Here is a 20,819-nt window from a genome sequence, read left to right as displayed (position 1 = left end):
ACAAAAAGCCGCTAGCAGTCTATGCTAACGGCTTTTTAAGATCTATTTTAGCTTAGTGTATTGACTTTTATCTTTAACAGAATGAGCTGTAATTGTTGGGATAATAGCGGCAAATAGAACACCAAAAATCACACCAATAATAGCAGCTTCACCTAGGTTGAAGACGTTTTGCGTTAAAGGAGCTGCAATAAAACCCACAATTAACATATAAACAACGCTCCAACAAATGGTTACAATATAACGTCCCATAGTGTTGCCCTCTTTCATAGGAGAATTTTAGCAAAGTTTGGGCAGGTTTTCAAACTAAAAGAGTAGTTTTTGGTATACTAATTTTAATAGAAGGGAAGATGCCAAATGAAAATTGCTGCTTTACAAAATACAAGTTCTTTCACACTTCTTGAAAGTCCAATTAAAATTAAAGATCTTTTAATTGCCGCTAAAAGTGAAGGTTATGAGGCAGTTAGCCTAACTGACATAAATGTTACCTATGGTCTAGTTAACTTTTTTGAAGTGGCGCAAGATGTTGGCATTAAACCTATTTTAGGGATGCAGCTCAGATTAAACGGTCTAATTGATAATTCGCACCAATATGACATAATTGCATTGGCAAAAACTGATGAGGGCTATCGCAACATTCTACGCTTATCTAGTAGGATTAACTTATTAACTGAGAATGGGGCTAATAAGAAAATACTAACTTTAGACAAATTGGCTAAAGATCTTGGTGATTTAGTTTTAATTGTTCCGGCAAATTCATATAGCGAGCTGCTTAATTTACAAAAGCAGGATGACCAGCTTGGCAACGATTTTGTACGAAAGCTGCTTAAATTGGTGCCAGAAACAAGCTCTCTATACTTGGGAGTATATGGCTCGAAAAAACAGGAAGTTTATCTTACATATGTTAAAGAACTGGCTAAACAGTTTAAACTACCAATTGTTAGCCTGGAAGATACCAACTACCTGAAACCACATGATCAATTTTTAAAGAAAACATTACAGGCTGTAAAAAATGGTCTTGTCATGGAAGACATCGAATCACTAGCTAAGCAAGAAGGCTCGCATTATTTACCAAGTACGCAAGAATTAAGCATCAGGTACCATGATTTGGACCTTGATGAAGCACTAGAGAATACTTGGAAAATTGCTGAGCAATGTAATGCTAACATTGTTTTTCAAGAACCTGTTTTACCAAAATATAAACAAAACAAATTCCCGACTTCAAAGGAATATCTTACTTATTTGGCGCAAACAGGTTTGCAGGCTCGTTTTAAAAATCAAGAAATTCCTGCTAATTACCAAAACCAACTTGATTATGAATTAGGCATAATTGATGAAATGGGCTTTAACGATTATTTCCTAATCGTTTGGGACGTAATTAATTACTGCCATCGTGCTAAAATTGTCACAGGTCCGGGACGTGGTTCGGCTTGTGGATCACTTGTTTCATATTCATTGCGGATTACCGAAGTTGATCCAATTGAATATCATCTTCTGTTTGAGCGTTTTTTGAATCCTTCAAGACACGAAATGCCTGATATTGATCTAGATATTCCTGACAATCGCCGAGATGATGTTATCAAGTATATGTTTGAAAAGTATGGGATGGATCATGCAGCGCAAATTTTAACCTTTGGTACTTTGGCAGCTAAACAAGTTTTACGTGATACTGGGCGTACATTTGGTTTAAGTGAAGCTGAAATGAGTAAGTGGTCGCAAAGTGTGCCGTTTTCTAAAACAAAAATTTCACTTGAAGAGTCTTATCAAAGTTCTAATAAGATGCGCTTATTGGTTGACGCTAGTTCGAAGAATAAGCTCCTTTTTGAAACGGCAAAGGGACTTGAAGGTCTGCCACGGCATTACTCAATCCATGCTGCTGGGTTGGTTTTAAGCGATAACTCAATTGCAGCGATTTCTGGATTGCAAGCCGGTCAGCTCGGTATACCGATTACACAACAAACTAAAAAGTATGTTGAAAGCCTTGGCTTATTAAAAATTGATTTTTTAGGACTTCGTAATCTAACAATTCTGGGTGACACTGTAGATATGATTCAGAGTCAAGGTAAGACAATTGATGTAAATCAAATACCGCTTGATGATCAAAAGACAATGGAAGCTTTCCAGAAAGGGGATACGGATTTAGTCTTTCAATTTGAATCTGGTGGGATTAAGAATGTTCTTCGTGAGCTTCATCCGGATAACTTTGAAGATCTCGTTGCGGTTAATGCTTTATATCGTCCGGGTCCAATGCAAAATATCCATTCTTTTGTTGCTCGGAAAAGAGGAAAGGAAAAAGTTACTTATCCGGATCCAAGCCTTAAGGAAATTTTGGCACCAACGTATGGTATCTTGGTTTACCAGGAACAAGTTATGCAAACAGCTCAGATTTTAGCTGGCTTTTCTTTAGGTGAAGCTGACATCTTACGCCGGGCAATGTCCAAAAAGAACCAGCAAGTCATTGATCAAGAAAAAGATAAATTTATTGAGGGCACAGTAAAAAATGGACACCCTCGTGAAGTAGGAGAACGTGTATACAGCTATATTGAGCAGTTTGCTAACTATGGTTTTAATCGTTCCCATGCAGTTGCCTATACTAAAATGGCATTTTGGCTTGCATACTTAAAGGTTCACTATCCAGCAGAATTTTATGCCGCAATGCTAAATTCTAATAGTGGTAATCACTTTAAAATTAGTGATTACATTATGCGTGCTCAAGGAGCTGGAGTGAAAATCTTGCCACCTGATATCAATAAGAGTGATTTGAATTATCAGATGGTTGATGGTCGAATTCTGGTTGGTCTTCGCGCAATCAAGGGAATAAGAATTGATGCACTTAGGGAAATTTTAAAAGCACGTGGAAATAAACCTTTTACCTCGTTTACTAATTTTCTGCGTCGAATTGACTCCAAGTTTTTAAAAGTTAAGTTAATTCAGCCGTTAATTAAGGCAGGATGTTTTGATAGTTTAAATAATAATCGAAATGAATTACTCAAAAATAGCCCAGAGATTATTGAAAATATTGAATTGACTGGTAACAATTTGGCTTTATCGGAAAGCTTGGGTGGCGTACCAATAAAATCAGCTGAAGCACCAACTAATACTGAAAAAGCTGATATGGAGCAAGAAGCACTAGGCTTTTCGACCATGACATCACCAATAGTTGCGGTACAAAAATATGCCGAAAAGTTTCATGCAAAAGCACTTAATGAGTTTGAAATTAACGAAGTTGGTGTCGCAGTAGGAAAACTGATGACATTAAAACTTGTCAAAACTAAGAAAAATACAACGATGGCATTTGCTAATTTTGTTGATTCTTCAAGTAGAGAAGATATTGTTATTTTTCCAAATGTTTATGAAAAAGCTCAGTCTATTTTAAAGGAAGGTGATATTTACCTTCTGAATGTTAAAGTTCAAAATGACCGCTTTGATTCAAGTAAAAAACAATACGTTTTACTGAACATAAAAGTGGTGAACTTTAAGGGATAAAGCGTTTTTTCTAACAATTTTTGGTGAGTAATGACTGTTAGCGCTAACAAGCAAAAAGACCGATAAAACGGTAAAATAAGTCATTTTTTTGAGATTTTTTTGGCAAAGAATGTTAGAATTTAGTGGATGTGAGAAATTACACAATAAATATTAATGAGGTGAATTCATGAAGCGAATTGGTATTTTAACGAGCGGCGGCGATGCTCCCGGCATGAATGCAGCTATTAGAGCTGTTACTAAGACTGCAATTCATAACGGGCTTGGTGTCGTTGGTATTCGTTATGGCTTTGCCGGGTTAGTTGCTGGTGACTTTGTTACGCTTACTGCTGAAAACGTTGACCACATGATAAGTTTAGGTGGCACATTTTTATATAGTGCACGTTTCCCAGAATTTGCACAACCAGAGGTGCAAAAAAAGGGTGTTGAACAACTAAAGAAGCATGATATTGACACTGTTATCGTAATCGGCGGTGACGGTTCTTATCACGGTGCCTTAGCCTTAACTCGTCTTGGCATTAACTCAATCGGTTTACCAGGTACAATTGATAATGATATTCCATGTACTGACTACACAATCGGTTTAGATACTGCCTGCAATACTGCGTTAGAAGCAATTGACAAGATTCGTGATACTGCAAGTAGCCACCACCGTGTGTTCATTGTTAATGTAATGGGCCGTGGTTGTGGTGATATTGCTATGCGTGTTGGTTTAGCAAGTGGTGCAGATGCAATTGTTGTTCCTGAACGTCCATACGATGTTAAAGAAATTGCTGAGACACTTAAGCGTGGCTTTGCAGCAGGCAAGGATCATGGTATTATCGTATTAGCTGAAGGCGTAATGGATGCCGAAGAATTTAGAACTGAACTTCTAAAATACGGTGACTTTGACGCTAGAGCTAATATCTTAGGTCATATGCAACGTGGTGGATCACCAACAGTTCTGGATAGAGTTAATGCAACTAAGATGGGTAATTATGCCGTTAAGTTGCTTCTCGATGGTAAAGGCGGTTTGGCTGTCGGTATGGAGAACGGGCAACTTGAAACACACGATATCTTAGACCTGTTTGATGATACTCATCGCAGTGATGAGACGTTATTAGATATAAATGATGAAATGACTAAATAATTTAGTCGATTTTGGGGAGAATTTTACATAATGAAGAAAACTAAAATTGTTAGTACTTTAGGGCCAGCTTCAAACGATATTGAAACTATTACAGCTTTGGCTAAGTCAGGCGTAAACGTATTTCGTTTCAACTTTTCACACGGTGATCATGCTGAGCATTTATCACGTATGAAGATGGTTCGCCAAGTTGAAAAAGAAACTGGAATACTTCTTGGTATTGCTTTGGATACTAAAGGTGCTGAAATTAGAACCACTGATCAAGAAGGTGGCAAGTTCACTATTAATACCGGTGACGAAATCCGCGTTTCAATGGATGCTTCAAAACCTGGTAATAAGGACATGATTCATGTTACTTATGAAGGTCTATATGGTGATACTCACGTTGGTGGTCATGTTTTAATTGATGATGGTTTAGTTGATTTATTAATTAAAGAAAAAGACGACTCTAAGAAAGAATTAGTTTGTGAAGCTCAAAATACTGGAGTTATTGGTTCTAAGAAAGGTGTTAACGCACCTGGTGTTGAAATCCGCCTCCCAGGAATTACTGACAAAGACGCTGATGACATCAAGTTTGGTCTAGAGCACGGTATTAACTTTATCTTTGCCTCATTTGCACGTAAAGCTCAAGATATTCTTGATATCCGTAAGCTTTGTGAAGATGCTGGTTGTGATTATGTTAAGATTTATCCTAAGATTGAATCACAAGAAGGTATTGATAACGCAGACGAAATTTTACAAGTTTCAGATGGTTTGATGGTTGCTCGTGGTGACATGGGTGTTGAAATTCCATTTATCGATGTACCATTTGTTCAAAAGGACTTAATCAAGAGAGCTAATGCACTTGGCAAGCCAGTTATCACTGCAACCCAAATGCTTGACTCAATGCAAGAAAATCCTCGTCCAACTCGTGCTGAAGTTTCTGACGTTGCTAACGCAGTACTTGACGGTACTGACGCAACTATGCTTTCAGGTGAATCAGCAAACGGTCTTTACCCAGTTAAAGCTGTTTCAGCAATGGCTGAAATTGACGAAAGAACTGAACAAGAACTTCTTAAGCGTAACACTTTAGCTCTTCAAAGATTTGAAGAATACAAGGGTTCAAACGTTACTGAAGCTATTGGTGAATCAGTTGTCCGTACTGCTCAAGAATTAGGTGTTAAGACTATCATTACTGCAACTAACTCTGGTTACACTGCAAGAATGATTTCTAAATACCGTCCAAATGCTAACATCTTAGCTTTGACTTTTGACGAAAAGATTCAACACTCACTTGGCATTTGCTGGGGTGTTCAACCATTACTTACTGAAAAACCTGCTTCAACTGACGACATGTTTGATGTAGCTGCTAAAGTTGCTAAAGAACAAGGTTACGTTAAGGATGGTGACTTAGTAATCATCGTAGCTGGTGTTCCAGTTGGTGATTCAGGTACAACTAACTTAATGAAGCTTCAAATCATTGGTAGCAAATTAGCTCAAGGTTTAGGCGTTGGTAACGGTTCAGTTGTTGGTAAAACAGTTGTTGTAAACAGTGCTGAAGAAGCAATTAGCAAGACTAATGAAGGTGATATCCTTGTTGCTAAGAACACTGATCCTGATTACATGCCTGCTATTAAGAAGGCTTCAGGTTTAGTTGTTGAAGCTTCAGGCTTAACTTCACATGCTGCAGTTGTTGGTTTATCACTTGGTATTCCAGTAGTTGTAGGTGTAACTGATGCAACCGAAAAGATTGCTGGTGGTACTACTGTTACTGTTGATGCTCGTCGTGGTGCAATTTACCAAGGTGAAGTTTCAAACCTTTAATTAATAACTTTAAACGAAAAAGTCAGCTTAGTTAGCTGGCTTTTTTGTTTTGCTTTTTTCTTATCATCTTGTAAATAAATTAAATTGCTTCTTAAGAAAAATATTACGTGGTAAAATGTTATACTTAGTGAATAGAATATGTAAAATTAAAGGGAGAATTTTATGCTTGGCACAATTGCAAAAGGAAAGGTCATCGATCAAAATGATGATGCCTATTACGTTCAAATTGAGGGTGTTACTTATGAGCTGAAACGTAAAGAAATAACTCAAGAAGAACCACCTAAACTTGGTGATGAAGTAAAAGGCTTTCTGTATGACGATAAACAGCACAATCGCCAAATGACCCAGTTTTTACCTTTTGCTCAAGCGGATCAGTACGGCTGGAGTAAAGTGACAGATGTAAGGTTTGACTTAGGGGTCTTTGTTGATATCGGGTTGCCTGATAAAGATGTTGTTTTATCAGTCGATGATTTACCTTTTAACAAAGATGTATGGCCAAGAAAAGATGATCAGCTTTTAGTTCATCTTGAAACAGATGATAAAGACCGTATCTGGGCCAAGCTGGCAGATGAAGATATTTTTGAACAACTTTCAGCTCACTTTCCAACTGATATGAAAAATAAAGATGTCTTTGGAACAGTGTATTCTAGTCGCGATGTAGGTGCTTTTGTCATTACTAGTGACTATTATTTGGCTTTCGTTCATGCTTCACAAATGGCGCAGCCATTACGTGTTGGTGAACAATTTAAAGGTCGTGTAGTGGGCATTAGTCAATATGGACGCTTAAACTTAAGTAGTTTGCCGCGCGCATTTGAAGAAATTGATGATGACGCTCAAATGATTCTGATGAGCTTACGTCGTAAAAGAGATAAGACCTTGCCTTTTTATGACAAGTCAGATGCTCAGGAAATTAAAAACTACTTTGGCATTTCTAAGTCAGCTTTTAAACGTGCTGTGGGCCATTTACTTAAAAACAGATACATTTCAGAAGATAAGGAAGCAGGATCGATTACTTTAATTAATGATCCTGAAGCTGAAGAAAATGAATAAACTGCAAGAAGATGTTGAAGATTATCTGCGCTATAGTCAAATTGAACGTGGATTAAGTGATAATACAATTTTTGCTTATCGACAAGATCTAATGGATTTCTTGGCCTTTTTGAAAAAAGAAGGACTCGATTCTTGGCCAACAAAAGCGGTGGATATAGATGCTTTTTTAGCCGAACAGCGTGATTTAAATAAAGCAACAAGTTCGATTAGTAGGATGATTTCAAGTCTAAGAAAATTTTATCAATGGTTGGTTAGGCAAAACATTCAAAAAATAAATCCCATGCTTGAAATTGATTCACCCAAAAAAGAACATCGTTTACCTGTAGCATTAAGTGTTGATGAAGTAACAAAGTTGCTTGATCAACCCGATATAACTAAAAAATTGGGCATACGAGATCGAGCCCTGTTAGAAACTTTATATGCAACAGGAATTAGGGTGAGTGAACTAATTAATTTGAAATTTAGTGACCTGCACGAAGAACTAAAGCTGCTAAAAGTATTGGGAAAAGGATCAAAGGAACGCCTGATACCAATTAGTGATGTGGCAATTTCTTGGATTAAGAGTTATCAGGAGAAAGTAAGGGATCCGCTTCTTTTAAAATCTGGCAAGTACACTGACACCATTTTCTTGAATAATCGTGGTGGTACATTGACTAGACAGGCTGTTTGGCAAATTATTAAGCGCTATTGTCAAATGGCTGGAATCAGGAAAAATGTCACTCCACATACATTGCGCCACACTTTTGCAACTCACTTGCTTGAAAATGGTGCTGATTTAAGAGTGGTGCAAGAAATATTGGGGCACTCAGATATCAGTACGACGCAGATTTATACTAATTTATCGCAGCAGCATATTTTGCAAGTGTATGCTAAAACACATCCACGAACCTAGGTGATTGAATGCTGATTCAATGTAAAAAAGATAAAGAAAAAGTGGCAATGGGCTTATTGTCCTACTTGCCAGATTTTAAAAATTTAGATAATTTAAGAGACGAAATTGAACTAAATAAAAATAGTGAAGAATTTCGGCTGTTTTTGTATCGGGATGATGATCCTAACTTTGTTGGTGTAATGGGAACTCAATGGGATAATGAGTTTATTGTTGTACGTTATCTCTCACTGGCGCCAGATTATCGTCAAGCCAAAACAGAGAGTAAAATAATGCAAGAATTGGCAAGCAGTAATCCGACCAAAAAAATTACCGCCGTACCAGAGTACATTTATTTAGTAAAATATTTAACTAAAGATAATTAAAAGATGAATAGTAATTTAACTTTAGAATTACCAAACTTTGAGGGACCATTAGATTTGCTCCTTCATTTAATCAAATCGCAAAAAATTGATATTTATGATATTCCGATTGCACAAATCACTAGTCAATATTTATCCTATTTGCATGAAATGCAAAGATTAAATTTAAAAATTGCTGGTGAGTATTTTGTGATGTCTTCAATGTTGTTACGGATTAAGTCACAGTCTTTATTACCAAAAAATGATTTTACGGAAGATGAGGGGCCTGAAGAAGACCCAAGGGATGAACTTGTCCAACAATTAGTGCAGTACTCAGTTTTTAAAAAGATTTCTGCTTATTTTAAAGAACGAAATGAGGAGGTTCCGATTACTGCTGCTAAAGAAGAAAGTGTTCCGCAGACTAAAAAAATTCAGCCGCTACCATTAGGACAAATTACCTCCTCAGAATTGGCAAATACCTTTATTGTAGTTCTGCAGCGGTTAAAAATTAGACAGCCTGATGCTGTTTCGGTTGACGTCAAGGAAACGCCAATTAACGAAATGATTGATTACTTGCACCAAAAATTGGCTACACAACGGAAAATTAGTTTTTTTTCTTGTACGGATAAAATGAAGAATTTATCTGATGTAATCGGCTTGTTCTTAGCATTACTTGAGCTTTGTAAAAAGCAGGAAATCAGAGTGCAGCAGGCACATACCTTCGGTAACTTAGAACTAGAAAGAATAGACCAAAATGATAAGTAAAATAGCTCAATTAGAGGCTCTATTATATGTGGCAGGAGATAGCGGCATACCAACCAGTAACTTGTGTGATCTGATGCAAGTGGAGCATTCTGCATTGCGAGAACTAGCCAAGCAGTTAGCTGACAAACTAAGCAAAAACCCTGATTCTGGCCTCCAGGTATTGTATATAAATCACAGCTATAAATTAACTACAAGGCCTGAAGTAAGTGAGTTAGTCTCGAACTTTTTCCAAAAAGATGTTACAAAAACACTCAGTCAATCGGCACTTGAAATTCTGTCGATAGTTGCTTATAAACAGCCAATTACTAGAGTTGAAATAGACGAAATTAGGGGAGTTAATTCCTCAGGTGCTTTGCAGACACTGATTTGGCGTGGTCTGATTAAAACCGAGGGAAAAAAAGATGTTCCGGGACATCCAAATTTATATGTAACTACAACATACTTTTTACAATATTTTGGCTATCAAAGTTTGGCTGATTTACCTTTAATAGAAGATTTTGAAGATGAGAGCATTAACTCTGAGGGAGAAATTGATTTATTCTCTGCAAGAGGAAAAGCTGATGAAAATATTGCCAAGGCACAAAAGGGAGAAAAATAATGGTCTTACAACGATTACAAAAAGTTATTGCGCAAGCAGGCATTGCTTCACGTCGAGGCGCTGAAAAAATAATTCAAGAAGGTAGGGTAACGGTTGATGGTAATGTCGTTACTAAGCTTGGCACAAAAGTTGATACTTTCAGTAATATTACCGTCGATGGTGAGCCAATTGAGCGTGAGAGTCTGCACACATATCTTTTCTACAAACCGCGAGGCGTTGTTTCAACCGTTAAGGATGATAAGGGACGTAAGACTGTGGTTGACTTCTTTAAAGACGTACCTTATCGGTTATATCCAATTGGTCGTTTGGACTATGATACGTCAGGTTTGTTATTAATGACAAACGATGGTGAATTAGCTAATTTGATGATGCATCCACGTAACAAGGTAGCCAAAGTTTATGTAGCTAAAATTGAAGGTCAATTAACACCGGAAGAAATTAAAAAATTATCCTCTGGTGTAGAAATTGATCATCGTAAAAGCTCACGTGCCAAGGTTAAAGTTGTTCGCACTGATAAAAAGAAAAAATTCCAAATTGTGCAGCTTACTATTCACGAAGGACATTACCATCAAGTTAAACGAATGTTTAAAGCAGTTGGGCATCAGGTTATTAAACTGTCACGTGAGCGCTATTCATTTTTAACTTTAGAATCTCTTGTTTCAGGAAAATATCGTGAATTATCTCATGCTGAAGTTGACAGGCTAAAGCATGTGGACTAGTATATGTTTGTAATTAAATATAAGTTTGTTGTCTTCATGGCAGGGTGAAAATCCCGACCGGTGGTGAGAGTCCACGACCCACGTAAGTGGTGGAATCAGTTATGATACCGATAGTTAAAGTCTAGATGAAAGAAGACAGACTAAACTTAAGCTGTGAATGATGTATATGAGGTATGGGTTCATTCCATTTAAGCGGGTCTGTTGCTAGGAGCAACAGACCTGTTGTTTTTTGGAGGAAAACATATTGAAAAGAAAAAATACTAGTAATTTAGCCAATATTATTGCATACGCTTTAATCGGTACAATTGCATTCATTTTAATGGAAATTGCTTTTCCGTTGCCTGTTGCCAGTTTTTTGAAGTTTGATTTTTCGGATGTTATCGTGACAATTGGAACATTTTTATTTGGACCTTTGCCTGGCTTGTTTATCGCTTTTATCAGAATGGTAATTGATTTGATATATAAGGGTTTCGCGTTACCAAGTATTATTGGTCAATTAGCAGCTTTACTTGCATCCATGTCATTCGCACTACCGTTTTACTTTGTTACCAAAGATCTTTCTGTTGACGAAAAAAGCACAACAAAAAGGCATCTGAAGCCACTTTTGGGAATATTAATCGGGATTGTCGCAATGACAATTGTTTTGGCAACATTGAATGCACTTGTTCTAACACCAATTTATGCTGTATCAACAGTACCAAATCTACCTGCTATTCACGGTTATTCTGGTTTACTTAACTTCACAGAAAAGGTTTATTTAGGGCAATTACTTCATATTCCATCAATGAGTGCTTACATTTTCGGAATCATTGTGCCATTTAATTTATTAAAGGGTGCAATTAATGGTGTAGTTGTATTCTTACTATTTGAAACTGTTTTAAGAAGCTTAAAACCATTCGTGCGTAAATATTTCAAGTTAAATAAATAAGTATGAGAAGCGTTAGGATTTTCCTAGCGCTTTTATTTTGCTTAAACATGTTGTTTTTATTTCAACATCTAGTATAATATAACTTGTTAATTATAAACCAACATGAAAGAAAGGTGTTTATTAATGAAATATGCTGTTACTGCTGCTACAGGCAACTTTGGTTTGTTAGCAGTCAATTATTTATCAAAGTTAGTTGATCCAAAAGATATTATTGTTATCGCTAGAAATGAGCAAAAGGCTCAACAACTTTTCCCAGATTTTGAAATTAGAAAAGGCAATTATGATAGTGCAGAAGAAATGACTGACGCACTTAAAGGAATTGATCGCGTACTCTTTATTTCATCACAGCCTGGTGGTCCGCTAGAGCGTAGTGCTCAACATCAGAATGTTGTTTCTGCACTTCAAAAAAATCATGTGAGTTTTGTAGCTTATACTAGTTTTGCTAATGCGCAATCTTCAAAAACTGCATTGGCAGCTGACCATAAGCTGACAGAAAACCTAATTGAAGAAGCAGACATCCCACATTCATTTTTACGAAACAATTGGTATCTAGAAAATGAGGCTGGCTTTTTTGAAAGTGGAAAGACGAGCCAAAAGGCTATTTACTGGGCAGGTAATAAAGCAGGTTGGGCTCTTGAGCGTGAATATGCGGAAGCTGCTGCAAAAGTTCTTACTTCTGAAAATCCACAAGCAATTTATGAATTTTCAGGCAAAGCAGTTACATATGAAGTGCTAGGAGAAGCTTTAAATAAGGCACTTGCTCAGCCATGTGATGTTGCACAGGTTTCTAAACAGGAGTATACTCTTGATTTAGAAAATCAAGGCTTAGACAATCAAACAGCTTCATTATATGCTTCCTTCCAGGATCCAATTGACAATGGCTCGTTAAATGAGAATAGCAGTGATCTGCAAAACGTACTTGGAAGAGAATTGACTACTCTAAGTGATGGTATCAAAGAGATACTTTCGAAGTAAGGTGAGGACAAATCAAATACTCATATAAATTAAGTGACGCGATTCATTTGCTAGCTTATCTAGTAATATGTTCGGACTGTGACCAATCTAGTAAAGCAATCGCTGCCAGTATTGAAGCAAATCCGAGTGTAATTAGAAGTTTGATGAGTGATTTGAAAAAGTCCAACATCATTACTGGGCGTCAAGGCTTAGCTAAACCAACTCTAACCAGAAATCCTGCAGAAATTAGTATTTTTGATATTTACCAAGCAATTAATATCAATCATCATCTTTTGCATGTTGATCCTGAGACTAATCCCAAATGTATTGTTGGTGGCAATATTCAGGAAGTATTAGGGGAAGTCTATTCTGAAATTGAACAAAGTGCACAACAAAAAATGAAAGAGATTTCTCTACAAGAAGTTGTAAATCAAATTTTGCAAAAAAATAAAGATAAGTAAAGTAAAAAGTAAACTGACTAAATAATCTAGAAAAAGGAATTTTTCTAGATTATTTTTTGTCCATTTTAATAAGTAAATATGCTAAAATTAAGCCAGCTAGGTTGAAGGAGTTTTTTAAATGCAGCAAAACCATGAAGGACCATATAAACACTATGAACGTCCTAGCAGCAAAAGAGCGATAATAAATAAAACTGGCTCTCGAGCATGGCTAGTGGTAATTATTTTTTTGGTTGTTATCTTAGTGGCACTTGTTCCAGTAGTTCATCACTTGTCTTCGGCTGGAAAAACGAATGAACGGGTTGTTGAATTGCAAAAGTCAACTAAGAAAAAGGTGCATTCTAAGCTTAAGAAGATGCGCAAGAAAAAAACTAAATCTACTGTCCAGAAACAGACAAGGAAAAAGCCACAAGTTAACTCCCAAGGTGAGATTAAAACTAAAAAGAAAATTTCACAGCCAACAGAGTATACTGTACAAACAGGGGATTCTCTGACCGGTATTGCGGATAAATTCCATTTAACAGTTGATGAGTTGATTCAGATTAATCAACTTGATTCAACCGGTCAAGTTAATGCTGGACAAGTTCTTAAATTAAAATAAATTGTAGAAAGGTTGGGACATACAGTCCCTTTTTTATTGGCATGCAAGTAGCAATTGATGGACCAGCTTCAGCTGGAAAAAGTACAGTAGCAAAGATTATTGCACAAAAATTGAATTTTACATATATTGATACAGGAGCAATGTATCGCGCTTGTACGGTTATCGCAAAAGAAAATAACCTAGATTATGGTGATGAACAAGGCATCTTGGCTGCAGTTGACCGCAATGAAATTCAACTTAAAGCAATTGAGGGTGAGCAAAAGGTATACGCTGGTGATGAGGACATCACTCGTGACGTCCGGCTACCTGAAATTTCCGCCAATGTTTCTCAAGTTTCAGCTCTTCCAAAAATTAGAGAAAAAATGGTCAGTCTTCAAAGAAAAATGGCCGGTGAAATGAATGTAGTGATGGACGGAAGAGACATTGGAACTACAGTTCTACCAAATGCGGAAGTGAAAATATTTTTGGTTGCATCAGCCCATTCTCGAGCACAAAGAAGAATGCTTGACTTGAAACAACAAGGAATTAAAAGTGATCAAACTTTGCAAGAAATAGAGCAGAGTATTCAGGAAAGAGACTATAAAGATTCTCATCGTCAAATTTCTCCTTTAAAAAAGGCGGCTGATGCTGTTGAAATTGACACAACTGAGATGAATATTGATCAAGTAGTTGAAGCAATTTTGGTTCAAATCAAAAAATCTCAAAAAAATATTTAAAAAACGGGCTAAAAGAGTAGAAAAATATCTTACTTTCATTTAGAATTAGATTATGATATTGGGAGGTAAATAATGTCAGAAAACAGTAATCAATTTTTAGATGCATTAAAGCAAATGCAAGGAGTTGAGGTTGGCGATATTGTAGACGTTGAAGTTTTAGACGTTGAAGATGGTCAAATCGATGTTGGTGTAGAAAATGCTGGTGTCGAAGGTGTTGTTCCTCGTCGTGAATTCACTTCAGATCGCAACTTAGACTTACGCGAAGCAGTTAAACCAGGTGATAAATTCAAAGCTTTAGTTTTGAGAAAAGCTGGTGGTGACAAGGAGAACGGTGAATTCTTCTTCTCAGTAACTCGTCTTAAGGAAAGAGAAGCTTATGACGAATTACAAAAAGACTTCGAAGAAGGTAAAACAATCGAAGGTACTGTTACTTCATCAGTACGTGGTGGTTTATTAGTTGATGTTGGTACTAGAGGTTTCTTACCAGCTTCACTTATTTCTAACCGTTATGTTTCTGATCTTAAACCTTACATTGGTAAAACAATGAAGCTTAAGATTACAGAAATTGACCCAAGTAAGAACCGTCTGATTCTTTCACACAAAGACTTAATCGAAGAAGAACGTGAAGAAGCCTTTGATAAAGTTGCATCACAATTAGTTGTTGGTGATGTAGTTGAAGGTAAAGTATCTCGTTTAACTAACTTTGGTGCCTTTGTTGACGTTGGTGGTGTGGACGGTTTAGTTCACATATCTGAAATTTCATATAAGCACGTGGACAAACCTAGTGATGTTTTGAAGGTTGGTCAAGATGTTAAAGTTAAAGTAATCGGTATAGACGATGACAGACATCGTATCTCCCTTTCAATTAAACAAACAGAACCTTCCCCATTCGAGCAAGCTACTGCTGAATTAAACGAAGGCGATATCTTTGAAGGCGAAGTTAAGTCTTTAACTAACTTCGGTGCTTTTGTTGAAGTTGCTGACGGCATTCAAGGTTTAGTACATGTTTCTGAAATTTCATTTAAGCATGTAGATAAGCCAAGTGATGTTTTGGAAGTTGGACAAAAGGTTAAGGTTAAGGTTTTAAACATTGACCCTAGTGAACGTAGAATTTCTCTTTCAATGAAGGCTGCAGATTCTAAAGGTTCTGAAAATAGCGAAGAATCACATTCACATAGTTCATACAACAAAAACGCAGTTAACAAGAAGTATATGAGCAATGATGACAGCGGTTTTGCATTAGGTGACATAATTGGTGACCAATTGAAAGATCGTCGTTAGTTTTTAATTAAAAGAGCCGACTTTGTTAAGTCGGCTCTTTTATTGTTAGGAGGCTGGAAATATGGTTTTACCCGTAGTTGCTATTGTTGGACAACCAAATGTTGGTAAATCAACGCTTTTCAACCGGATTATTAATGAGCGTTTGGCAATCGTCGAAGACAAGCCAGGGGTAACTCGAGACCGAAACTACGCACAAGCTGAATGGCTAGGGCACAAATTTGATTTGATCGATACCGGTGGTATTACATGGGAAGACGGCCGGATAGAGGATGAGATCAGGGCGCAGGCTGAAATAGCAATTGATGAAGCAGATGTCATTGTTGCTTTGACTAGTGCAACTAATCAAGTAACCAATTTAGACGAACGTATCGCACAAATGCTTTACCAGACTAAAAAACCTGTAATTTTGGCAGTTAATAAGGCTGATAATCCTGAACAAAGAATGGATATTTATGATTTCTACAGTTTAGGTCTTGGCGAGCCAATTCCAATTTCAAGTGTTCATGGTACTGGTATAGGTGATTTGCTAGATCGAATCGTCAGTGAATTACCAAAAGACTTGGACAATAATGACAATGATCAGATTTCTTTCAGTGTTATTGGGCGTCCTAATGTTGGAAAATCATCAATTGTCAACCGGCTACTCGGTGAAAAACGAGTAATCGTGAACAATGAGGAAGGAACAACTAGGGATGCAGTTGATACTCCATTTGAAGGTGAAGATGGCACTAAGTATCGTATAGTTGATACTGCAGGAATCAGACGCCGTGGGAAAGTATACGAAAAAACTGAAAAGTACTCTGTAATGAGAGCAATGAGTGCGATTGAACATTCAAACGTAGTTTGTTTAGTTTTAGATGCAAGTACTGGTATCCGGGAGCAGGATAAGCATGTGGCCGGATATGCACATGATGCGGGTCGTGGAATTATTATTGTTGTCAATAAATGGGATTTGCCAAAGAAAAATAGTAATAGTGGCAAGGAATTTGAACAAACAATAAGAGAAGAATTTCAATACTTAGATTATGCACCAATTATTTTTGTTTCTGCTAAAACAGGACAAAATCTTGATCAGATTCCCAAAATGGTTAAACGTGTACACGAAAACCAAGTTCAGAGAATTAGGTCTAGTGTGCTAAATGATCTATTGCTTGAAGCAAGTAAGTTAGTTCCAACACCAATGATTAAAGGAAAGCGTCTTAGAGTATATTACATGACGCAAGTAGCAGTTAATCCACCTACTTTTGTCGTTTTTGTCAATGATCCTGAATTAATGCACTTTTCTTACGAAAGGTTCTTGATTAATCAGCTGCGAGATAACTTTGACTTTACTGGTACACCAATCAAAGTTATTGGACGAAAGAGAAAATAACTTTGTATCTACCAAGTGAAGAAAAATGGCATTTTTTGACTAAATTACTTGTTGTACTATAGGTTTTGTGCTATTTTGAAACAAGGAAAGAATGATTAGGAAAGAATCATTATTCCTTGTTTCTCTATTGAGAAATAAGTATGAATTTCTATTATGAAATTCAATTTTGGGAGGTGAATTTCCAGATGGCAAATAAAGCAGAATTAGTTACTGAAGTCGCTTCAAAAACTAAATTGACCAAAAAAGATGCTGCAACAGCTGTTGATGCAATTTTTAATTCAATCCAAGAAGACCTTGCTAAAGGTGAAAAGGTACAATTGATTGGCTTTGGTACTTTTGAAGTACGTCAACGTGCAGCTCGCAAGGGACGTAACCCACAAACTGGTGATGAAATTGAAATTCCAGCTAGTGTTGTTCCTGCATTTAGACCTGGTAAAGCGCTTAAAGACGCTGTTAAATAAAACTAATGGTTCTATCAAAAAAGATGATGGCGTACTTGCTATCATCTTTTTTGATTGTTATTCTTTTAAAGAACATTAGATGATAACTATTTCCATAATTAAAAAGGTGATAATGATGAGCTATTCCGAACAACTTCTTGATTCAATAGAGAAGCAAGATTTTTCGCAAGAAAAAGTTTTACTGAAAAAAGCTTTAGACGAGGATGAACCAGAAGTTTTGGCGTCGTTAGCTGAGAATTTAATGGGACTTGGCTTTACTGACTTGGCCAAGGATGTTTACCGAAGTCTAATTGCCAGGTTTCCTAAAGAAGATTTGTTTAAAATTTATTTAGCAGAGATTTTATTAAATGATGGTAAAGACGATGATGGCTTGTCCTTACTTTACGGTATCCCAGAGGATTCACCTTCCTATTTAGATAGTCTTTTGGTACAGGCCGATTACTATCAAACCAATGGTTTGCTCGAAACGGCATATAGCAAGCTGAGAAAAGCAGCTAAAATTGCCCCTGATGAAGATGTTGTTAAATTTGGTTTGGCTGAATTAGACTACCTAAGTGGCCGCTACGAGCAAGCACTTGATTTATATCGTGACTTGTTAAAACGGCAAAGCACTTTTAGTGAGATCAATTTGAATGACCGCCTGTTTCAGACGCTTGCAAAATTGGGCCGCTATGAAGAAGCTAGTGAAGTAATCGATCAGCATGGTGGCGATATCTTAGATATTGATAGCAAATATCAAGCTGCATTAATTATGCTTGCTGTTGGCAAAAATGATCAAGCAATTAAGTACCTTGATGAAGTAATTGACCAAAGTCCTGATTATGTTAATGCATATCGCTTATTAGCTACAGCGTATGAAAATAAAAATGATGATGATCAAACCTTACGTTCAGCACAAGCTGGGATTGCTTATAATGAGCTCGACCCAGTGCTGTATTCTAAGGGTGCTAGTGCTGCTGTACGACTAAATGATTTTGCCACTGCTGAGAATTTGCTTCTAAAGGGGTTAAAATTCCTGCCAGAAGATATTGATTTACTGTTACAGTTATCAAACGTCTATTTGCAAGAAGGCAAGTATGAAGAAAATTTGCAGCTGTTTAAAGAAATAGATGAAGATGATCTTGACCCACAGGCACACTGGAACTTAGCATTGTCATATCAGGCTTTGGAGCAAAATGAGCAAGCAAAAAGTGAATTTCTGCTTGCCTATCCCGAATTTCAAAATAATGCAGATTTCTTGAAGCAAATGATTCGCTTCTTTAATACCGAAGCAAATTCCCAACAGGTAGTTAAGGAATTGCTTATGCGCTATCTCAAACTTGAGCCTGAAGATACTGAAATGCAAGAACTTAATAATGATCTTTTAGATAGTTAAAAAACTTCTTAACTGAGTAAATTCAGTTAAGAAGTTTTTGGCTATGTGGTTTGTTTAAGAAAATGTGTTAAATTTTCTCCTAATATTGTAGCTAGCCGATTTGAATTAATATGGCGCAAGTCAGCTAAGGCAGTGAGCGTTTGTTTCAAGATACCAGGATAGTCGGTTACGCTAACTGGTTTATTTAGTAGCCATTCTACTGAATTCAAACCGTCAGTTTCGATTAACAAATGATCTAATGGAACATTTTGGGCTAATTTAATAATCGCAGGGTTGTCTAGAATATCAAGACAAATGCTAAAATAGCAGCCAAGGTCAATGTAGTCTTTTTGATATTTTAGGCAATCATACCAATGCACAAAGTAATTATTGGGATATTGCCGAATTATTGCGAGAATTTCTTTTTCGCAGCCTTTGGTGTGAAGAATAACCGGCTTTTGTTTTTTAACTGCCCAAGCAAGTTGTTTTCTAAAAGTTTTTGTTTGAAGTTTTATATCATTTTTTGTCCAAACCGAATCAAGCCCAATTTCACCAACTGCGTCGGCTTGTTCTAAATAAGGAACAATTTCCTCAAACTTTAACTTGTTAACATCCCATGGGTGAATACCAAAACTAAGTGGCTGTCTATGCATGGTTAACTTAGAATTGATTTGCCACTCTTCTGGAGTTTGACAGTTTATAATGGCTTTTATTTGTTGTTTGATTTGCAATTGTGCGAGCTCTTGATTGTTTGCTAGATGGCAGTGCGCGTCAATTAACATTTGCTTTTTTTCCTTCTACTATAAAAATTATCAGCTAAATTCTATCGTAAATGCCTTTTAAATTATTGTCTAATATTTTTAGATAGGACCAAATTCGCAAAATAAAACCCCTGATTTTCGCAGATTAGCGAGAATCAGGGGGCCTATTGACATGTTGAATTTTAGTTTTGTTACTTACGAATCAGTAAATGTTGTCGTTTTTGCTTATACGTAAATCCTTCACCTAAGGCCTCGTGCACTTCAATTACGCTCACAAATGCTTTAGGGTCTTCTGCTGCGATTAGTTCCTTAACTGCAGGAATTTCACGCGGTGAAACTACGAGGTAGATTACAGGACGCTTTGTCTTTTTGTAACCGCCGCGGGCTTCAAGATAAGTAAAACCGCGATCTAGTTTTAAATCAATCATTTCAGCAATCTTTTCATAGTTATCAGAAATGATGAGTAGACCCCTTGCAGAATATGCCCCTTGTTGTACCGTATCCATTACGCGAGACAGAATGAATGATGCAACTAGCGTATACATAATATGTTTTAAGTCTAAGTATGAAAGGGAAGCAAACAAAATAATTGCATCGCAGAATAATAAAACTTTCCCAGAAGATAGGCCATATTTTATCTGGCAAATTCTAGCAATAATATCAGTCCCACCTGAAGTACCATTATAGCGAAAAACTAAACCTAATCCTATTCCGGAAAGGGTTCCGGCCAAAATTGCGGACAAGAAGAGGTCGTGTTCCAAGTTTAATTGATATATAATAGGAACTAAGCGCCAGAACCACAAGAAAAAAGAGAGCCAAAGTGTTCCCCAAATTGTGTAGGCTAAAAGTCGTTTACCCATAAAACGGTAACCAAGAATTATAAGAGGGATGTTTAATAGAAGAGAAGAAAGTCCCATGTTAATGCCCCAGAAGTGTCTAAGCAAAAGGGTGATTCCACTAATACCGCCATCGGTTAGTTGATTAGGTGCAGAAATCATATCTAAGCTTAGGCCGTATATGGCGCAACCAAGCATTATCATGAATAATTCAAGTATGTTTCTTTTTGTAAGTTTATGCATAAAGTTGTCATCTTTCTTTTTATTTTCATCACCTTAAACGTAACATATTTTGATCTAAAAAACACGAAACAAATGAGTTGATT

Annotated in this window: 21 protein-coding genes and 1 riboswitch; of the genes, 18 read left to right on the top strand and 3 right to left on the bottom strand. The window is 36.7% G+C overall.

All coding sequences use genetic code 11. The features are described from left to right. Window positions 1-42 precede the first annotated feature (42 nt). Complete coding sequence (locus H3T48_RS04420) at window positions 43-249, bottom strand: YjzD family protein (RefSeq protein WP_109715446.1); 207 nt, start codon at window positions 247-249, stop codon at window positions 43-45. A 105-nt stretch (window positions 250-354) separates the two neighbouring features. On the opposite strand from H3T48_RS04420, the gene H3T48_RS04415 reads away from it, so the two are divergent. The 18 genes from H3T48_RS04415 (at window position 355) to H3T48_RS04330 (ending at window position 18,917) form a co-directional block, all read left to right on the top strand. Then, window positions 355-3,483 (top strand): DNA polymerase III subunit alpha, encoded by a 3,129-nt coding sequence (locus H3T48_RS04415; protein ID WP_198188653.1) that lies wholly within the window; start codon window positions 355-357, stop codon window positions 3,481-3,483. A gap of 166 nt (window positions 3,484-3,649) precedes the next feature. After that, window positions 3,650-4,609 (top strand): 6-phosphofructokinase, encoded by a 960-nt coding sequence (pfkA, locus tag H3T48_RS04410; protein WP_109715448.1) that lies wholly within the window; start codon window positions 3,650-3,652, stop codon window positions 4,607-4,609. A gap of 30 nt (window positions 4,610-4,639) precedes the next feature. Continuing rightward, window positions 4,640-6,409 (top strand): pyruvate kinase, encoded by a 1,770-nt coding sequence (pyk, locus tag H3T48_RS04405; RefSeq protein WP_046306812.1) that lies wholly within the window; start codon window positions 4,640-4,642, stop codon window positions 6,407-6,409. Window positions 6,410-6,571: 162 nt separating this feature from the next. After that, on the top strand, window positions 6,572-7,459 hold the full coding sequence (locus tag H3T48_RS04400; protein ID WP_187157891.1) for a S1 RNA-binding domain-containing protein: 888 nt from the start codon (window positions 6,572-6,574) through the stop codon (window positions 7,457-7,459). Further along, window positions 7,452-8,351, top strand: a complete 900-nt coding sequence (gene xerD / locus H3T48_RS04395; RefSeq protein ID WP_198188652.1) for a site-specific tyrosine recombinase XerD — start codon at window positions 7,452-7,454, stop codon at window positions 8,349-8,351. Before H3T48_RS04400 ends, xerD begins: the two co-directional genes overlap by 8 nt. Before the next feature lie 8 nt (window positions 8,352-8,359). Next, a complete protein-coding gene (locus H3T48_RS04390) occupies window positions 8,360-8,713 on the top strand; it encodes a reductase (protein ID WP_074425402.1) in 354 nt (117 codons plus the stop codon). A gap of 3 nt (window positions 8,714-8,716) precedes the next feature. Then, on the top strand, window positions 8,717-9,454 hold the full coding sequence (locus H3T48_RS04385; protein WP_198188651.1) for a ScpA family protein: 738 nt from the start codon (window positions 8,717-8,719) through the stop codon (window positions 9,452-9,454). Continuing rightward, complete coding sequence (gene scpB / locus H3T48_RS04380) at window positions 9,444-10,052, top strand: SMC-Scp complex subunit ScpB (RefSeq protein ID WP_187157893.1); 609 nt, start codon at window positions 9,444-9,446, stop codon at window positions 10,050-10,052. Before H3T48_RS04385 ends, scpB begins: the two co-directional genes overlap by 11 nt. Then, a complete protein-coding gene (locus H3T48_RS04375) occupies window positions 10,052-10,771 on the top strand; it encodes a pseudouridine synthase (RefSeq protein WP_198188650.1) in 720 nt (239 codons plus the stop codon). The genes scpB and H3T48_RS04375 overlap by 1 nt, the downstream gene beginning before the upstream one ends. 26 nt (window positions 10,772-10,797) lie before the next feature. After that, a riboswitch (FMN riboswitch) is annotated at window positions 10,798-10,912 on the top strand. 103 nt (window positions 10,913-11,015) lie between these two features. Further along, complete coding sequence (locus H3T48_RS04370; protein WP_232349868.1) at window positions 11,016-11,699, top strand: ECF transporter S component; 684 nt, start codon at window positions 11,016-11,018, stop codon at window positions 11,697-11,699. 123 nt (window positions 11,700-11,822) lie between these two features. Beyond that, window positions 11,823-12,674, top strand: a complete 852-nt coding sequence (locus tag H3T48_RS04365) for an NAD(P)H-binding protein (RefSeq protein WP_198188649.1) — start codon at window positions 11,823-11,825, stop codon at window positions 12,672-12,674. An 11-nt stretch (window positions 12,675-12,685) separates the two neighbouring features. Continuing rightward, window positions 12,686-13,114, top strand: a complete 429-nt coding sequence (locus H3T48_RS04360) for an Rrf2 family transcriptional regulator (RefSeq protein ID WP_198188680.1) — start codon at window positions 12,686-12,688, stop codon at window positions 13,112-13,114. 118 nt (window positions 13,115-13,232) lie between these two features. Continuing rightward, on the top strand, window positions 13,233-13,712 hold the full coding sequence (locus H3T48_RS04355; RefSeq protein WP_198188648.1) for a LysM domain-containing protein: 480 nt from the start codon (window positions 13,233-13,235) through the stop codon (window positions 13,710-13,712). Window positions 13,713-13,753: 41 nt separating this feature from the next. After that, the gene (gene cmk, locus H3T48_RS04350; protein WP_198188647.1) at window positions 13,754-14,428 is read left to right on the top strand and encodes a (d)CMP kinase; all 675 of its coding nucleotides are present in this window, start codon (window positions 13,754-13,756) and stop codon (window positions 14,426-14,428) included. Between the two features lie 72 nt (window positions 14,429-14,500). Beyond that, window positions 14,501-15,709 carry a 30S ribosomal protein S1 gene (gene rpsA / locus H3T48_RS04345; protein WP_122035094.1) on the top strand — a complete coding sequence of 403 codons (1,209 nt, stop codon included), beginning with the start codon at window positions 14,501-14,503 and terminating at the stop codon, window positions 15,707-15,709. A gap of 61 nt (window positions 15,710-15,770) precedes the next feature. Beyond that, window positions 15,771-17,081: a ribosome biogenesis GTPase Der gene (der, locus tag H3T48_RS04340; RefSeq protein ID WP_122035096.1), complete on the top strand. Its 1,311-nt coding sequence runs from the start codon at window positions 15,771-15,773 to the stop codon at window positions 17,079-17,081. Between the two features lie 185 nt (window positions 17,082-17,266). After that, entirely contained in the window at window positions 17,267-17,542 is a 276-nt protein-coding gene (locus tag H3T48_RS04335; protein ID WP_046306834.1) for an HU family DNA-binding protein, read from the top strand. Between the two features lie 115 nt (window positions 17,543-17,657). Beyond that, the gene (locus H3T48_RS04330) at window positions 17,658-18,917 is read left to right on the top strand and encodes a lipopolysaccharide assembly protein LapB (RefSeq protein ID WP_198188646.1); all 1,260 of its coding nucleotides are present in this window, start codon (window positions 17,658-17,660) and stop codon (window positions 18,915-18,917) included. Between the two features lie 41 nt (window positions 18,918-18,958). Here the strand turns inward: H3T48_RS04330 and H3T48_RS04325 are convergent, their stop codons facing one another. Further along, on the bottom strand, window positions 18,959-19,678 hold the full coding sequence (locus H3T48_RS04325) for a TatD family hydrolase (protein WP_198188645.1): 720 nt from the start codon (window positions 19,676-19,678) through the stop codon (window positions 18,959-18,961). A gap of 170 nt (window positions 19,679-19,848) precedes the next feature. Continuing rightward, complete coding sequence (locus tag H3T48_RS04320) at window positions 19,849-20,736, bottom strand: YitT family protein (protein WP_122035102.1); 888 nt, start codon at window positions 20,734-20,736, stop codon at window positions 19,849-19,851. Between the last annotated feature and the right edge of the window lie 83 nt (window positions 20,737-20,819).

Origin of the sequence: Lactobacillus sp. M0403 (assembly GCF_016101265.1) — a bacterium.
Lineage (GTDB): Bacteria > Bacillota > Bacilli > Lactobacillales > Lactobacillaceae > Lactobacillus > Lactobacillus apis.
This window is presented reverse-complemented; position numbering and strand designations above follow the sequence as displayed.

Excerpts from the sequence above, each read along its gene's own strand:
- H3T48_RS04420 (WP_109715446.1), bottom strand. The coding sequence starts at position 249 with ATGGGACGTTATATTGTAACCATTTGTTGGAGCGTTGTTTATATGTTA.
- H3T48_RS04415 (WP_198188653.1), top strand. The coding sequence starts at position 355 with ATGAAAATTGCTGCTTTACAAAATACAAGTTCTTTCACACTTCTTGAA.
- pfkA (WP_109715448.1), top strand. The coding sequence starts at position 3,650 with ATGAAGCGAATTGGTATTTTAACGAGCGGCGGCGATGCTCCCGGCATG.
- pyk (WP_046306812.1), top strand. The coding sequence starts at position 4,640 with ATGAAGAAAACTAAAATTGTTAGTACTTTAGGGCCAGCTTCAAACGAT.
- H3T48_RS04400 (WP_187157891.1), top strand. The coding sequence starts at position 6,572 with ATGCTTGGCACAATTGCAAAAGGAAAGGTCATCGATCAAAATGATGAT.
- xerD (WP_198188652.1), top strand. The coding sequence starts at position 7,452 with ATGAATAAACTGCAAGAAGATGTTGAAGATTATCTGCGCTATAGTCAA.
- H3T48_RS04390 (WP_074425402.1), top strand. The coding sequence starts at position 8,360 with ATGCTGATTCAATGTAAAAAAGATAAAGAAAAAGTGGCAATGGGCTTA.
- H3T48_RS04385 (WP_198188651.1), top strand. The coding sequence starts at position 8,717 with ATGAATAGTAATTTAACTTTAGAATTACCAAACTTTGAGGGACCATTA.
- scpB (WP_187157893.1), top strand. The coding sequence starts at position 9,444 with ATGATAAGTAAAATAGCTCAATTAGAGGCTCTATTATATGTGGCAGGA.
- H3T48_RS04375 (WP_198188650.1), top strand. The coding sequence starts at position 10,052 with ATGGTCTTACAACGATTACAAAAAGTTATTGCGCAAGCAGGCATTGCT.
- H3T48_RS04365 (WP_198188649.1), top strand. The coding sequence starts at position 11,823 with ATGAAATATGCTGTTACTGCTGCTACAGGCAACTTTGGTTTGTTAGCA.
- H3T48_RS04355 (WP_198188648.1), top strand. The coding sequence starts at position 13,233 with ATGCAGCAAAACCATGAAGGACCATATAAACACTATGAACGTCCTAGC.
- cmk (WP_198188647.1), top strand. The coding sequence starts at position 13,754 with ATGCAAGTAGCAATTGATGGACCAGCTTCAGCTGGAAAAAGTACAGTA.
- rpsA (WP_122035094.1), top strand. The coding sequence starts at position 14,501 with ATGTCAGAAAACAGTAATCAATTTTTAGATGCATTAAAGCAAATGCAA.
- der (WP_122035096.1), top strand. The coding sequence starts at position 15,771 with ATGGTTTTACCCGTAGTTGCTATTGTTGGACAACCAAATGTTGGTAAA.
- H3T48_RS04335 (WP_046306834.1), top strand. The coding sequence starts at position 17,267 with ATGGCAAATAAAGCAGAATTAGTTACTGAAGTCGCTTCAAAAACTAAA.
- H3T48_RS04330 (WP_198188646.1), top strand. The coding sequence starts at position 17,658 with ATGAGCTATTCCGAACAACTTCTTGATTCAATAGAGAAGCAAGATTTT.
- H3T48_RS04325 (WP_198188645.1), bottom strand. The coding sequence starts at position 19,678 with ATGTTAATTGACGCGCACTGCCATCTAGCAAACAATCAAGAGCTCGCA.
- H3T48_RS04320 (WP_122035102.1), bottom strand. The coding sequence starts at position 20,736 with ATGCATAAACTTACAAAAAGAAACATACTTGAATTATTCATGATAATG.